Genomic DNA, 14185 nt, shown 5'->3' on the forward strand with positions numbered 1-14185 from the left:
ATCGGACGTCGGTGGATTCAGTACCGTCCGGCCCTGACGGGGAGGTATGTATGCGGTCGTCGGGTGTAGTGAGTGCAGCGCGCTGTGGGTCACCGAGGGGCGACCGGAGACGACCCAGTGCCCGCGGTGTGGCACGCGCCGCAAACACGAGAAGCGTCGGAAGTTCGTCGAGACGGACGACGAGGCCCACGCCCGAGAGGTTCGGGCGTCGATGCTTGCGAACCGCCAGGGGGAGGGCGACGCCTTCGCGGAGTTGGACTCCTACGCCGAGATGGAGCGGCAGGTCGACGACGCAGGCGTGGACGATGAGACGTATCTCGAAGATTCGGGGGTGGACACCGACGCCGTGTCGGCAGCTGCCGACCGCGCCGAACAGGGAGCGACGGGCGGGTCGAGCCGTAAGGAGACGGTCACGAACGCGTTGCGGGCACTGGATGAGCCGACCGAAGACGATATCGTGGGCTACGCCGAGGAGCGTGGCGTCCCGGCGTCGTACACCCGGAAGGCGTTGAAAAAGCTGGTTCGTGCCGGCGAGGCATCGGAGAGTCGGGGGCACTACCGGCTGCTATGACCGCAACACTGGATTTCGAGCCCGGACCGGTCGCAGTCGGGACGCTCGTCGGTCTCTCGGGACTGCTGTTCTTGCTCACGCCAGTCGTCGAACCCGTCGCAGTCGGCTCGTTGCGGGTGAGCACGGTTGCGCTCTCGGCGGTCGTTCTCACGCTCGGGTTCGCGCTGGGCACGGTCGTGTTCGCTCGCCGGGGCCGCCGGCTGTTCGCCATCGCACACGGTGTCTTCGCCGTCGCGTGGGCGCTGCTCGTGCTCGGTCCGTTGTTGGGCGAGGAAGCACTCCTGCTCGCCGGCGTCGTCGTGCTCGTTGCGGGTGCCGGCTTTCTGGTGAGTCAGAGCCGGCAGTGATGACAGACCGCCCCGAAGCCGGGACTACCGCCCGAGGTCAGCGTGCGCCGAGGAGAGGTGGCGCGAGGACAGCGCCGCAAGCAAAGAGAGTTCGCCGGCCAGCGCGCCGGCGGCAATAACTTCGGCGAGCGCGTCGGCGTTGCTCCCGGCGGGGTCGCCGCCACCGCTGTACCCCAGCACGTCCAGCGCTTCGGACTGGGTTGGCAGGCCCGTCCCGCCGCCGACGGTCCCGACTTCCAGCGATGCGATGGTGACCGAGGCGTACAGGCCGTCCTTGCGGGCGTCGACCGTCGTGATAGCGTTGCTCCCTTCGACGACCTGTGCCATATCCTGCCCGAGCGCGAGGAAGGCGGCGGCGACGACGTTGGCGGCGTGAGCGTTGAATCCTAACGCACCGGCCTTTGCGGAGCCGACGAGGTTCTTTCGGGTGTTGGCCTCGACGATGGCGTCGGAGGTCGTATCGAGTCGGTCCTCGACCTGCTCATGGGGAATCAACACGTCCGCGGCGACGGTGCGGCCACGCCCCTCGACGGCGTTGATGGCAGCGGGCTTCTTATCCGAACAGAGGTTGCCCGAGAGCGCCACGAGGTCGGCCGGCGTCTCGGTCTCGACGACATCGCAGGCCGCCTCTGTTGCGATGGTCGCCATGTTCATCCCCATCGCATCCTTGGTGTCGTAGGAGAACCGCAGGAAGACGCTGTCGCCGACGACGTAGGGTGTCACATCCTGCAGTTCGCCGTGGCTGGTCGTGGACTCGGCGGCGTCGGCGAGGACATCGACGTGTTCGCGGACCCAGGCCGACACCTCGCCCGCCTCGGCCACGTCCTCGACGCGGAACACCGGCGCGCGGGTCATTCCGGATTTGAGGACGCGGGCGGTCGCGCCGCCGGCGTTGCGGATGGTCGAGACGCCGCGGTTAACCGAGGCCAGCAGCGCGCCCTCGCTGGTCGCCAGCGGGAGGTGGTGGTCACCCTCGGCGGCCCCGCCGTCGACGGGCAGCGGGCCGACAACACCCATCGGGACCTGCGCCGCGCCGACCATGTTCTCGATGTTGCTCTCGGCGTCGGCGGCGTCGAAGGTGTAGTCGCCGACCGCAGAGAGGTCCGTGTCGGTCTCCTCGGCCAGCAGGTGTCTGCGGGCCGCCGCCGCAACGTCGGGCTCGGCGTGGTCTTCCAGTTCGTAGAGCCGCAACTCACCGTCACGAACGCGCTCTGCGAGCGCAACGACGTCGGAGTCGGTCATACTGACCGGTGTGGCTTCGGGACTCCTAACAGTTGCTCTTGGCGGGCCAAGCGTTTTGCAGTCGCCGCGCCCGGAGTCTGTATGGTCGACCGCGTATTCACGAACTGTGAGGTACGGCCGCTATCCGGCGACGACCCGGCGTCCGCGGTTGCAGTGACGGACGGCACGGTTACCGCCGTCGGTGACCCGGACGAACTCTTGACAGCGGGTGCTGAGACCGTCGATTGTCGCGGTGGCGTGCTGTTGCCCGGCTTCGTCGACGCCCACACGCATCTTGACATCGTCGGCCGGCGTGCGGTCGAAGCCGACCTCGCCGGGGCAGACGGCCCGGACAACTGCATCGACCGGCTGCTGGCGGCCGACGACGGCGAGGGCTGGGTTCTGGGCTTTGGCTACGACGAGAGCGACTGGGACGGCGAGCTGCTGCAGGCGGCGACATTGGACCGGGTGAGCACTGACCGCCCGGTCGCAGCCGCGCGCGAAGACATTCACACGGTATCTGTGAACCACGCCGCGCTGGACACGCTGGACCTGCCCGACGACGGCGTCCGCACCGAGGACGGCGCGCCGACCGGTGTGCTCGTCGAGGAAGCCGCTGAGGCCGTCTTCGACGCCATCGCGCCCGACTACACACAGACACGGGAGTATCTGCTGGCTGCACAGGAAGTGGCCCTCTCAAAGGGAATCACCGCCGTTCACGACATGGTGCGGCAGTCTCACGCCCCACAGGTGTACCGCGAATTGGACGCCGAAGACGCACTCTCTCTGCGGGTTCGGCTCAACTACTGGGCAGACCACCTCGACGCCATACGGGAACTCGGCTTAGTGACGAACCACGGGAGCGACCGGGTCCGGACGGGCGCGATCAAGGCGTACATCGACGGGTCGCTCGGGGCTGGAACCGCGCGGCTTCGGACCCCCTACGCCGACAGCGATAGCGCCGGCGAGTGGCGGACAGACCCGGACGCACTCCGGGAACTCGTGTCGGCGGTCGACGACGCGGGCCTCCAGTTCGCCGCTCACGCCATCGGTGACGCGGCCATCGACGCGCTGCTCTCGGCTATCGAGTCCGTCGACGCCGCGGGCGAGCGCCACCGCGTCGAACACGCCGAAGTCCTCACCGGCGACTTGGTGGAGCGACTGGCAGCGTCGCCGCTGGTCGTTTCGGCCCAGCCGAACTTCCACCGCTGGGCAGCGCCGGGCGACCTGTACGACGAGCGCCTCGGCGAACGTCGCGGGCTGACGAACCGGTTCCGCGACCTCGTGGATGCCGGCGCACAACTGGCCTTCGGGAGCGACTGTATGCCACTTTCCCCGCTGTATGGTGTTCAGCAGGCCGTTACCGCGCCGGAGCCGAGCCAGCGACTGACAGTCGGCAAGGCGCTCCGGGCGTACACCAGCGGTGCTGCCTATGCGGGCTTCGACGAGGACCGGATGGGCACAGTCACACCGGGGTCGGTCGCGGATTTCGCTGTGCTATCGGCCTCGCCGTGGGAAGTACCGAACGGGAAGATTTCGGACATAGACGTCACAATGACCGTCAGCGCCGGGGACATCGTATTCGACTCCGGGGACTGAATCAAACAAAGAGCGGTATCGAAGCGCCGCGGTTCTTGTTGTTCGGTAACAAACAACTTGATTCAGCAATACGGGGTATAGAACCGGATAAATCGCCAAAGCCGGATATAAAACCAGAGCAGTCACCAATCCCGGAAACAAAAGTATAGTGGCCACCGATATTGGATACACAATTTTCTCCGCCACCAACTAGCTTCTTTGAAGATAAAATCTTTTCACGAAGTAGTTGCGAAGTGTGAGTACCCACAGGTGGATACAACGTGCCCGAAATGGAAACCGCCGCGTTCGAGACGGATCTTAGCCTCTTCAAGTATGACAACCTCGAGCAGCTCCCGCCGTCGTACCGGGACCTCGATGCGGACGAGCGGACCGAACGCATCGAGAGCGCGCTCGCCGAGCTTGGCGATGATGTGGTCATCCTCGGCCACAACTACCAGCGACAGGAGATTGTCGAACACGCCGACTTCATCGGCGACTCCTACCAGCTCTCGAAAGAAGCCGCCCAGTCCGACGCCGACTACGTGATTTTCGGCGGCGTGACGTTCATGGCCGAATCCGCAGACATCATCACGGACGACGACCAGTCCGTGATTCTCCCGTCGATGGAGGCCTCCTGCCCGATGGCCGGCATGGCCGAGGCGCTGCAGGTCGACGCCGCGTGGGCCGAACTGACCGCGGCGCTCGACGACGACGAAGAGATAATCCCTATCACGTACATGAACAGCTACGCCGACCTGAAGGCCTTCTGCGCCGAGCAGGGCGGCCTGGTCTGTACCTCCTCGAACGCGCACAAGGCCTTCGAGTACGCCTTCGAGAAGGGCGACAAGGTGCTGTTCTTGCCCGACAAACACCTCGGTGAAAACACGGCACACCGGCTCGGCATGGCCGACGAAACCGTCGAGTGGGATCCCTGGGACGCCGAGGGGACCGACGCCGCTGACGCCGTCGAAAACGACGTCATCCTCTGGGAGGGGTACTGCCAGGTCCACGAACGCTTCCGCGAGCACCACATCGAATCGATCCGCGAGGACTACCCCGACGCGAACGTCATCGTCCACCCCGAGTGTCGCCGCGAGGTCGTCGAGGCCGCCGACGTGGCCGGCTCGACATCGACTATCTGTGAGTCCGTCGCCGAGGCCGACCCCGGCGAGACGTGGGCCATCGGCACGGAGATTCACCTCACGCACCACCTCCAGCGGTGGCATCCCGACGTGAATGTCGTCCCGCTGTGTGGCGACGCCTGCATGGACTGCAACGCCATGCGCCAGATCGACCCGAACTACCTCGCGTGGGTGCTTGAGGAACTGGTCGAGGGCCGCGAGCGCAACGTCATCGAAGTCGCGCCCGAGGAGAAGGAACTGGCACAGGTCGCGATGGACCGAATGCTGGAGATCTGACCATGACGGACGACCCGATTACGACGGATGTGCTGGTCATCGGTTCCGGTATCGCCGGACTGGCGGCAGCGCTCGCTGCGGCCCGCGAAGGCGACGACGTGACGCTTGCCACGAAGGCGACCCGCCCGGAAGGCTCCTCCTCCTGGTGGGCACAGGGCGGCATCGCCATCTCCCGAGATACGCCCGAAGAATTCAAAGACGACATCATGGCCGCCTCCGACGGCACCGCCGACCCCGACGCCGTCGATGTGCTGGTCGAGAACGCCAACGAGGCCGTCGAGGACGTGCTGCTTGAGACCTTGGACGTCGAGTTCGACCAGAACGGCTCGGGCCACGACTTCACCCGCGAGGCCGCCCACAGCGAAGACCGCATCCTCCACGTGGACGCCTCGACGGGCAGACACATCCACGTCCCGTTCCTGAACTACATCGACGACCACGACGGCGTGGAGATTCTGGACGACACCGCCGCGCTCGAACTCATCCGTCACGAGGGCCGTGTCCACGGCGCGATGCTCGAATCCGACGGCGAGGTAACTCCATACTTCGCCGGCAGCGTCGTGCTGGCGACCGGGGGCATCGGCGACCTCTACCCGCGGACGACGAACCCCGACAACACGACCGGGGACGGCATCGGAATGGCGGCACTCGCCGGGGCCGAAGTGGAAGATATGGAGTACGTGCAGTTCCACCCGACTGCCTGCACGATAGACGGCGACGTGGCCTTCCTCGTCAGCGAAGCCGTCCGCGGCGAGGGTGGCCTGCTTCGCAACGGCGACGGCGAGCGGTTCATGCCCGACTACCACGCCGACGCCGAACTCGCGCCCCGCGACGTGGTGGCCCGGGCAGTCAAAGCCGAGCGGGAGGCGACGGGCGAAGTGACGCTCGATGTCTCGCCGCTCGACTTCGAGGAGGAGTTCCCGAACCTCGCCGAGCGCTGTACGGAACACGGTGTCGACTGGGAAGACGGCATCCCAGTCGCGCCCGCCGAGCACTTCCTCTGTGGCGGCATCAACGTCGACGACCGCGGCCGGACGACGCTGGACCGGCTCTACGCCGTCGGCGAATGCTCCCGGACCGGCGTCCACGGTGCGAACCGCCTCGCCAGCACGTCCCTGCTCGAAGGGCTGGTCTGGGGCCTGCGGGCTGGCGAGGACGCTGCCGGGGCCGACCCGGAGCCAATCGAAGCGCCGGAACTGCTCGAACGGGACCCGGACCTGCCAGAGCGGTTTGCCCGCGACAAGTTCCAGCGGCTGACCCGCGTGATGGCCGAGAACGTCGGCGTCGAGCGCGACCCCGCGGACCTCCAGCGCGCGATGGCCGTCCTCCGCCGGCTCAAGGGCGAAGTGGATGCCTACGTCCGTACCCGAACCAGCCGCTCGCTGTACGAACTCCGCCACGCGAGCGTCACCGCCCTGTTGATCGCGCGCCACGCCGCCGAAAACGAGGAGAGCGTCGGCACGCACAATCTCGTGGACGCGAGCGAGGAGCCGCCGGAGTCCACGGCCGACTGATGCTTACCGACAGTGACATCGAGCGGTGGCTCCGCGAGGACGTGGGCCACCACGACGTGACCAACGATGTACCCGGGACGACCGAGGGCCGTCTGGTAGCGAAAGCGTCCGGCGTAGTGGCGGGCCTCGACGCCGCCACCGCGGTGTTCGAGTATCTGGACTGCGCGGTGGAGACATCGGTCGACTCCGGGTCCGCCATCGACGCTGGCGACGTAGTGCTTCGCGTCGACGGCCCCGCACAGTCGGTGCTCCGCGGCGAGCGCGTCGCCGTGAACATCACAGGTCACGCTTCAGGCGTGGCGACGAAGACCCGTGCCGCCGTCGACGCGGCGGAATCCTCCACGACAGATTCCACACCCTGTATCGCCGGCACGCGAAAGACGACCCCTGGCCTGCGCGGCATCGAAAAGCGAGCGGTGGCGGCTGGCGGCGGCGACACCCACCGGCTCGACCTCTCACACATGGTGATGGTCAAGGACAACCACATCGCCGAAATGGGCCTCGTTGACGCTATTGAGCACTTCCGCGAGCGAGTCTCCTTCGCAACAAAACTCGACGTCGAAGTCGAAGCCCCGGAGGACGCGCCGCGGGCCGCGGAAGCCGGCGCAGACATCGTCTTGCTGGATAACATGTCCCCCGGCGAGACCGAGCGGGCTGTCGACCTCGTAGCGGCGTCCGATGCCGATGCGCTCACCGAAGCCAGTGGCGGTATCACCGTCGCGGACGTGCCGGCCTACGCCGAGACAGGTGTGGACATCATCTCGATGGGGTCGCTGACCCACTCCGCGCCGACGCTGGATTTCTCCTTCCGAACGGGCTGAGTCCCGGTTACTCCGGCCGACTCGACGAGGATTCAGACCTGAGTTCGGGCGGGAGTTCGAGTTGCTTGATACCGGCCCGGTCATCGATTTGGAACCGGTACAGCGCTGTGGCCTCCGTCTCGGCCGCCCGCTCGAACACGTCAGGCTTCCATGAAGTGTCAATCTGGTCTTCGATTGCCCTACGTTCGTCGTCAGGGACTCGCTCGATGGTCCCCGTCAGCAGGACGCTGCGCCAGTTGAACGTCGTCTCGATATCATAAATGAGGAACCGGGCAACATCTGCCTGGTCGCTCACCGTCACCTTCCGGCTGTCGCTACCGAGAACGTAGACGAAATAGAGCGCAGACTCGCCGTCGTACCAGAAACTGAGCGGGCGCAATAGCGGCGCGGAGTCGGTTGGGACGCCGAGCACGCCGATACTCTTGCGTTCGAGCGTCTTTTCGATATCCCCGCTGTCCATCTGGAGCATCCCGTACTCTTCTAGTTGCTCAAATGTCATGCCAGCACTTGTCGGTAGATAATCATAAAGCCACAGGGCGCTGGCTCGGGGGTCGCTATTCACCACGCGGTGGGACGCTATACAGTCCGTCTCAGTCCAGTTGGCGGGCCAGCATCACCTCGTCGACCAGTTCGCCCCGAATTTCGTAGTGGTCAGTGCGGACAGCCTCGGCCGTCCAGCCGGCCGCCTTCAGAAAGTCGATTGCTCGCTCGTTCGTCGCCGGCAGGCTGTCGTACACCTTCCGACAGCCACGGCTTGCGGCCCATTCGACCCCGCGGTGAAGCAGGTGACTGCCGATACCATGGCGACGGTACGTCTCCATCACGCCGAGCGTGAGTTCGGCCGTCGACGCGAGTTCGTCCACTTCGGACATGGCGACGTGGACCCAGCCGACAACATCGTCGTCCACCGTGGCGACGAACACGACGCGACAGCGGTTGGGACCCCACCGGACGAGCGTGTCCTCGTAGGCCAGTTGCTCCGCGACGCCGGCCGCGATAATATACGGCGCTTCACTGGTCACGTCGCGTATCGTGCCGACGACGCCGGAGAGGTCCGACGGCCGGGACGGGCGTATCTCGTAGCTAACGCCGGCTTCGTAGTGTTCAGCCGTCTCACCGCCATGAAGTGCCACGGTGAGCTTCCCGTCCTCGGTGGCCTCGATGAGGTCGTCCCGTTTGAGAATGGAGACGTGGTGCTGGAACCGCTCGGGGTCGACACTGATAGCTTCGGCCACCTCGGCGGGCGCGACAGGGCCGTTCCGTTCCACAAACCGGTACACGTCGGACCGCTCACCGCCGAGTTCGAGGTCTGTTGGGGACGGCATCTCGCTATGGCCCACTGATGACTGTATCTACTTGAAGCTACCCGGCACCGTCACCTGCAATTGCAGGCCGCCTTGCCAGCAGCGCTGCCGTGGCCGCCGGTGAGACCGGCTGGAACAGGTGTCTGTGTCGCAGAAAACTGGCACGTCCGCGTGACGCTTTTGTATGGTCGTGGCTCATTCTCGACTATGCCAGACGCGGTCCGCCGCTGTCCCGAAGACGGCTTCTTCGAGGGCGACACGTGCCCGGTTTGTGACGGAGCCGGGACCCACATTCTCGACGGCGCACGGCGACGACAGCTCTCGAAGTTCGTCTCGGGCGCGCTCAGACATTTTCCCGAAGACGCAGGCATCGAGGTAGACAAAGCGGGGTGGACGGGCTTCGATGCCCTCCGTGTCGCAGTCGAGCGACAGTACGACTGGGCTGATGCTGCGGCACTGGCCGGCGTCATCGCCACGGACCCGAAAGGGCGATTCGAGCGGACGGGCGTCGGCAATGAAGCAGGAATTACGACCGCTGGCGGCCGTGTTCGCGCGGCATACGGGCACTCCGTCGACGTGACCCTCGACGGGACCGATGACCCCGTTCCGGCGACGCTGTACCACGGGACCGCCCCGCGGAACGTCGATTCGATACGCGAGGCGGGACTGAAGCCGATGAGCCGCCAGACGGTCCACCTTTCCGAATCCGCCGCGGCGGCCCGGGAGGTGGGGCGTCGCCACGCCGCCGACCCCGTCGTGTTCGTCGTCGACGCCACGGCAATGCAGTCCGATGACCGCCGAATCGTCAAGCGCGGAACCGAGACGTACACAACTGGCCGCGTGTCGCCGGTGTACCTTTCGCTGCTCGAAAAATAGCGTGGTTGCGTCGCCCGCTACTCGACCAGCGGCGTGCCGGTCATCGCGTCCGGCCGGTCGATACCCATGAGCGTGAGCATCGTCGGCGCGAGGTCGGCCAGCGTCCCGCCGTCACGGGCAGTCCGACCGCCGGCAGTTCCGTCGGGAGAGAGGTAGATGAACGGGACGGGGTTGGTCGTGTGGGCCGTGTGCGGGTCGTCTTCCGTGCCCATATCGTCGGCGTTCCCGTGGTCGGCACAGATGAGTGCGTGACCGCCAGCAGCCCCAATTGTCTCGACCAGTCGCCCGAGCTGTTCGTCAACGGCTTCGACGGCGGTCACCGCCGCGTCGAAGTCGCCGGTGTGGCCGACCATATCGGGGTTGGCGAAGTTCAGGACCATCGCGCTGGGGTCCTCAGTCTCGATGAACTCGATAGCGGTGTCGGCCAGTTCCGGCGCGCTCATCTCTGGCTGGAGGTCGTAGGTCGCCACGTCAGGGCTATCGACGATTTCGCGGCTCTCGCCGTCGAACGCGACCTCACGGCCGCCGTTGAGGAAGTAGGTGACGTGGGGGTACTTCTCCGTCTCGGCCAGTCGAATCTGTGTCTTCCCGGCTTCGGAAAGCACCTCGCCGAGCACGTCCGCAGGCTGGTTCGGTGGGAAGGCGACCGGCAGGTCGAACGTCTCGTCGTATTGCGTCATCGTCACCAGCCGGGTGTCCGGTGGCTCGGTGTCGGCCCCCCAGTCTTCGGGTCGGATATCGCCGAGCATCCGGGTGAGCTGTCGGGCGCGGTCCGACCGGAAATTGAAGAAGACAACCGCGTCGCCGGCTTCAAGGCCGGCGTGGTCACCGACAGTCGTGGGTTCGATGAACTCGTCAGTGGTGTCGCGGGCGTACGACTCCGTGGCGGCCGTGACGGCCTCATCGGCGTGGTGGTCGCCCTCTCGGTGAACGATGGCGTCGTAGGCCCGGCGGGTCCGTTCCCAGTTCTGGTCGCGGTCCATCGCGTAGTAGCGTCCGCAGACGGTGGCGACGTGGCCGGTCCCGTGTTCCTCGACGTGGGCTTCGAGGTCGGCGAGGTAGTCCTCACCGCCGGTCGGCGAGGTATCCCGGCCATCGGTGAAGGCGTGTGAGACAGCGTCAGTCCCGAGCTCGCCGGCGAGTTCGATGAGTGCGTGCAGGTGGTCCTGATACGAGTGGACGCCACCGTCCGACACGAGGCCCATGAAGTGAACCCGGCCGCCGTGCGCCTCGGCGTGCTCGAAGGCCGATAGAATCGTTTCGTTCTCGAAGAACGGCGGGTCCTGTGCGTCGTCATCGGGCGGGGCTTCGCCCCGCGAGCGGGCGATACTGTCGCTGACGCGAGCAGAGTCCTGCTTGACGACGCGGCCGGCCCCGATGTTGAGGTGGCCGACCTCTGAGTTGCCCATCTGGCCCTCCGGGAGACCGACCCGGCGGCCGTGGGTGGTAAGCGTCGACGCTGCGCCCGCGTCTCGGTAGCGGTCGAAGTTCGGCGTGTCGGCGGCGGCGACGGCATCCCGGACATCGTCGTCCGGATTCAGGCCCCACCCGTCCAAGATGATGAGTCCGGCGTCCATATCCAGTGGGTCACGCGACCGGCCTAATACACTGTCGGTCAGTCCCGAACGTGACGGTCGATAATGCGAAATTCGGCGGTGCTGGTGGGGCTATCCCCCCGCCTCCGCCCCGCTATCGTTGTCGGTATCTGGAACCCTGAAATTAAGAGGGTGGCCCGCCTTCGGTCGGGCATGACTCGAAATATTCTCTCGGAGGATCTGGCCGACGCAATCGTTACGACAGCCCGGACGGCGACGGGCGACTCGCTGCGCTCGGTGACGTATTTCACACGTGCGAACTTCGAGCAGCTCTACCTGCGGGACGACCTCGAACAGGACGCCGACCTCAACGACTTCGTCGGCCACGAATGGCAGGGGTACAAGCAGACAAAAAACGCATACCAAGAGTCCGAACTGGGCGACTATCGCTTCACCGTGCGCGCGTTCTCCAACGGCTACCTCGTGCGGGCGACGACCGAACGCCAGGGCGTGCTCATCACCACGGACGGCCTGACGATGCAGTCCTACGAGGAAATCGCCGAGGCCATCGAACGCCTGCTCCGCGAGGAGTCGGGCAAGGAGTAACCACCGAATCGGCGGGTGACCAAAGGGTTATGCCCGTCCCGGCGAACCCACGGGCATGACGCTGGACCCGGTTCACGTCGACGGAATCGCCAAGCTCGCTGGGCAGGTACGCGAGACCGTCGAGACGAGTGACCAGGAGGCGGCCGCCGAGGAGGTGTGGGACAGCTTTCTCGACCCGCTGTGGCAGGACGGAACGAAGATTCTGGAGCCGCTGGACGAGCAGCGCCGCCGGAAGGTCCCTATCGAGGATATCGCGCTGGCAGACCCGCCGTTTCCGACCCAGCACGGCCTGGATTCGGGGACGATCAATCCGACGACGTTCAAGAACGGGCTGGTGCTGGACGTGGCGCAGGCTGCGATGGGCAGTGTCCCCTCGGACGTGGAACTCCACCGGGGCCGGACCATCATCATGGCCGTCCACTCCAACGACGCGACGCTGGGATTCGACGGCGAGTGGCAAGGCGGGGACCGCGGCTACGCCAAACGGCGCGTCCTCGACGTGCCACAGGTCGACCGCTACGAGCAGCGGGTCGTCCACGCACTGGCGCTGTACCTCGCGGAGAGCCGGCACGCGCTGACCAACGCCGACGTGGTCGAGGACCTGTTCATCCTCGACGGCCCTATCTATCCGACCGGCGTCCTCCGCTGGGCCGACCGCGACACCGAACTGGCCGACCTGCTCGCGGAGGACGACCGCCCCAAAACGGTCGTGAACAACTACGTCGACCTCGTCGAGCGGTTCGTCGAGCGGGACGTCCCGATGGTCGGGTTCATCAAGAACTCCTCGACGAAGGCCCTCACGCGGGCACTCCGGCGCAAGACCAACGCCCCGTGGGTGAACGACACTGCTTTTTTCCGCCGAATCCTGGAACGCCGCGACGACGAGGGCGAGCGCCAGACCGACTGTCTCACTGCGACGAACTGGTTCCGCTCGCGGGGCGGCACTGACGGCATCATGGCCGCCGACGGTGACGCGTTGGGCATCGAGCGGTCGCTCGACCCTGAGGCCTACGAGGTGACGTTTTTCGTCCTCTACGACCCGCGCTCGGACCTCGTGTTCCGCGTCGAGGCCCCGTACGCGTTCACCAAAGACCCGGAGTGCCGGACCAAACTCACACGGCAGATACTCCACGACGTGGCCCGGGAACAGGGGCCGCCACTGGCTATCGGGAAGGCCGACGAACTCGCCAAAATCGACCGGCAAGGGAGTGAGGAACTCACCCGCCGCATCGAGCGGACCTTCGAGACCGACCGCGAACGGGAGTACAACGACATCCGGTGGGGTGCCGTCGAGGAATCGTTCTGAAGGGGCTAGTCGCGACGGGCCAGAACGATAGCGTAGAGGAGGACGAGGAGACCAACGAGTTCTGTGATAGTGCCCGGAAGGGGAAACACAATTCGCGGGAGAACCTGCACGGCGCTAAGGGTAACAAGGTACGAGACGAAGGTGAGGAGGCTGATTCCGATAGCCAGTGCGAGCATGGAGCGGGTCCGCCGTCGTCGGTAGCCAACGAGCGCCAATGCAGCAATGAGCAGTCCGACCCCCGTCTGTGCGAGGTGGAACGCAGTGTTTACGGTGACCCACGTTTCGGCGGAGAGGCCGGCAAAATCCATCAGAGCCCCTCCCAGAGGTCTACCAGCGCGTCGGCGAACTCGTGTGTCTTTGACTCGACGGCAAGGCTGACATCGAAGGTCCCGTCGGTGAGACACACGGTGAGTTCGTCCATCTGTGCCTCGTACACGTCTACATGGTGCCCATCGTCCGCGATTTGCGTTCGAGCGGCGACGAGGCCGCAGTCCTCAAGCGCGTCGAGACGGCGATACACGGTCGAGAGTGACATCTCGCAGTCGTTGCTGAGTTCAGTTGCTGTCATCGGTCTGTGACTCGTGGCTGCAAGGAGCGCGCGAGCGTATTCGTCGTCGAGGAGGGCAAACACCTCAGTCGGGGACGGGTCCTCGGCCACGCGCAGTAGTTCACCCGGCATCGTCGTATAACTCACCGGTCGTTCGCTGACTCAGAAAACGGGCCACTCCGACTACGCCGTCTCGGCCTGCTGTACCGTCACGTCGACCGTCTCGCCGGCGACGCCGAGCCGGGCGAACTGCGTTCGGACATGTTCCTTGGCCGCGTCGATGGCCGCATCGCGCGTCTCGAAGCCGCGGGGCATCGGGGATTCGAAGGCGATTCGTATCTCGCGGTCGCCGATGGACTGGACCTGCCCGCCGCTCTCGACCTCGTAGAAAGCGTCACAGACCCAGACGTAGGGCGTCCCCTCGTCCGGCGCGCCCTTGAACTCGGGCGGCTCCTCACCCGGTTCGTACAGCGTCCCGGTCAGCGCCGTCCCGCCTGCCGTCCCCCGAATAAGCAACATAATCCTATATAGGGGCCCCAAC

The 14185-nt window shown here is 65.8% G+C and carries 16 protein-coding genes; 9 read left to right on the forward strand and 7 right to left on the reverse strand.

What is annotated here, in order from left to right; translation table 11 throughout:
• Positions 1–46: 46 nt before the first annotated feature.
• Together BDK61_RS15860 and BDK61_RS15865 are read left to right on the forward strand one after the other, a co-directional pair.
• Complete coding sequence (locus BDK61_RS15860; protein WP_007189056.1) at positions 47–571, forward strand: DUF5817 domain-containing protein; 525 nt, start codon at positions 47–49, stop codon at positions 569–571.
• Complete coding sequence (locus BDK61_RS15865) at positions 568–918, forward strand: hypothetical protein (protein WP_004963847.1); 351 nt, start codon at positions 568–570, stop codon at positions 916–918. The genes BDK61_RS15860 and BDK61_RS15865 overlap by 4 nt, the downstream gene beginning before the upstream one ends.
• 24 nt (positions 919–942) lie before the next feature.
• On the opposite strand, the gene hmgA is transcribed toward BDK61_RS15865, so the two are convergent.
• Positions 943–2160: a hydroxymethylglutaryl-CoA reductase (NADPH) gene (hmgA, locus tag BDK61_RS15870; RefSeq protein WP_004963852.1), complete on the reverse strand. Its 1218-nt coding sequence runs from the start codon at positions 2158–2160 to the stop codon at positions 943–945.
• Between the two features lie 81 nt (positions 2161–2241).
• Between hmgA and BDK61_RS15875 the strand changes: the two genes are divergently transcribed.
• From BDK61_RS15875 to nadC, 4 genes are all read left to right on the forward strand, one after another.
• Entirely contained in the window at positions 2242–3738 is a 1497-nt protein-coding gene (locus tag BDK61_RS15875; protein WP_121303725.1) for an amidohydrolase, read from the forward strand.
• A gap of 269 nt (positions 3739–4007) precedes the next feature.
• Entirely contained in the window at positions 4008–5135 is a 1128-nt protein-coding gene (nadA, locus tag BDK61_RS15880) for a quinolinate synthase NadA (RefSeq protein WP_174789895.1), read from the forward strand.
• 2 nt (positions 5136–5137) lie between these two features.
• A complete protein-coding gene (locus BDK61_RS15885) occupies positions 5138–6649 on the forward strand; it encodes an L-aspartate oxidase (RefSeq protein WP_121303726.1) in 1512 nt (503 codons plus the stop codon).
• Positions 6649–7470: a carboxylating nicotinate-nucleotide diphosphorylase gene (nadC, locus tag BDK61_RS15890; protein ID WP_121303727.1), complete on the forward strand. Its 822-nt coding sequence runs from the start codon at positions 6649–6651 to the stop codon at positions 7468–7470. Before BDK61_RS15885 ends, nadC begins: the two co-directional genes overlap by 1 nt.
• 7 nt (positions 7471–7477) lie before the next feature.
• Here nadC and BDK61_RS15895 read toward each other — a convergent pair whose 3' ends face one another.
• Positions 7478–7969: a pyridoxamine 5'-phosphate oxidase family protein gene (locus BDK61_RS15895; protein WP_004963863.1), complete on the reverse strand. Its 492-nt coding sequence runs from the start codon at positions 7967–7969 to the stop codon at positions 7478–7480.
• 91 nt (positions 7970–8060) lie between these two features.
• Positions 8061–8795 carry a bifunctional helix-turn-helix transcriptional regulator/GNAT family N-acetyltransferase gene (locus BDK61_RS15900; protein WP_121303728.1) on the reverse strand — a complete coding sequence of 245 codons (735 nt, stop codon included), beginning with the start codon at positions 8793–8795 and terminating at the stop codon, positions 8061–8063.
• A gap of 186 nt (positions 8796–8981) precedes the next feature.
• On the opposite strand from BDK61_RS15900, the gene BDK61_RS15905 reads away from it, so the two are divergent.
• Positions 8982–9650, forward strand: coding sequence for an RNA 2'-phosphotransferase (locus BDK61_RS15905; RefSeq protein WP_121303729.1), 669 nt, complete (start codon positions 8982–8984; stop codon positions 9648–9650).
• A gap of 17 nt (positions 9651–9667) precedes the next feature.
• On the opposite strand, the gene gpmI is transcribed toward BDK61_RS15905, so the two are convergent.
• Complete coding sequence (gpmI, locus tag BDK61_RS15910; protein ID WP_121303730.1) at positions 9668–11227, reverse strand: 2,3-bisphosphoglycerate-independent phosphoglycerate mutase; 1560 nt, start codon at positions 11225–11227, stop codon at positions 9668–9670.
• Between the two features lie 171 nt (positions 11228–11398).
• On the opposite strand from gpmI, the gene BDK61_RS15915 reads away from it, so the two are divergent.
• Together BDK61_RS15915 and BDK61_RS15920 are read left to right on the forward strand one after the other, a co-directional pair.
• Complete coding sequence (locus tag BDK61_RS15915; protein ID WP_004963876.1) at positions 11399–11791, forward strand: DUF7522 family protein; 393 nt, start codon at positions 11399–11401, stop codon at positions 11789–11791.
• Between the two features lie 55 nt (positions 11792–11846).
• Complete coding sequence (locus BDK61_RS15920; protein WP_004963878.1) at positions 11847–13097, forward strand: DNA double-strand break repair nuclease NurA; 1251 nt, start codon at positions 11847–11849, stop codon at positions 13095–13097.
• A gap of 5 nt (positions 13098–13102) precedes the next feature.
• Here the strand turns inward: BDK61_RS15920 and BDK61_RS15925 are convergent, their stop codons facing one another.
• From BDK61_RS15925 to BDK61_RS15935, 3 genes are read right to left on the reverse strand one after another with little or no spacing between them, the layout of a single operon-like run.
• Complete coding sequence (locus BDK61_RS15925; RefSeq protein WP_007189068.1) at positions 13103–13405, reverse strand: DUF7521 family protein; 303 nt, start codon at positions 13403–13405, stop codon at positions 13103–13105.
• On the reverse strand, positions 13405–13776 hold the full coding sequence (locus BDK61_RS15930) for a helix-turn-helix domain-containing protein (protein ID WP_007189069.1): 372 nt from the start codon (positions 13774–13776) through the stop codon (positions 13405–13407). Before BDK61_RS15930 ends, BDK61_RS15925 begins: the two co-directional genes overlap by 1 nt.
• Before the next feature lie 51 nt (positions 13777–13827).
• A complete protein-coding gene (locus BDK61_RS15935) occupies positions 13828–14163 on the reverse strand; it encodes a DUF7113 family protein (protein WP_004963886.1) in 336 nt (111 codons plus the stop codon).
• Between the last annotated feature and the right edge of the window lie 22 nt (positions 14164–14185).

Source organism: Haloarcula quadrata, from assembly GCF_003634715.1.
Taxonomy (GTDB): domain Archaea; phylum Halobacteriota; class Halobacteria; order Halobacteriales; family Haloarculaceae; genus Haloarcula; species Haloarcula marismortui.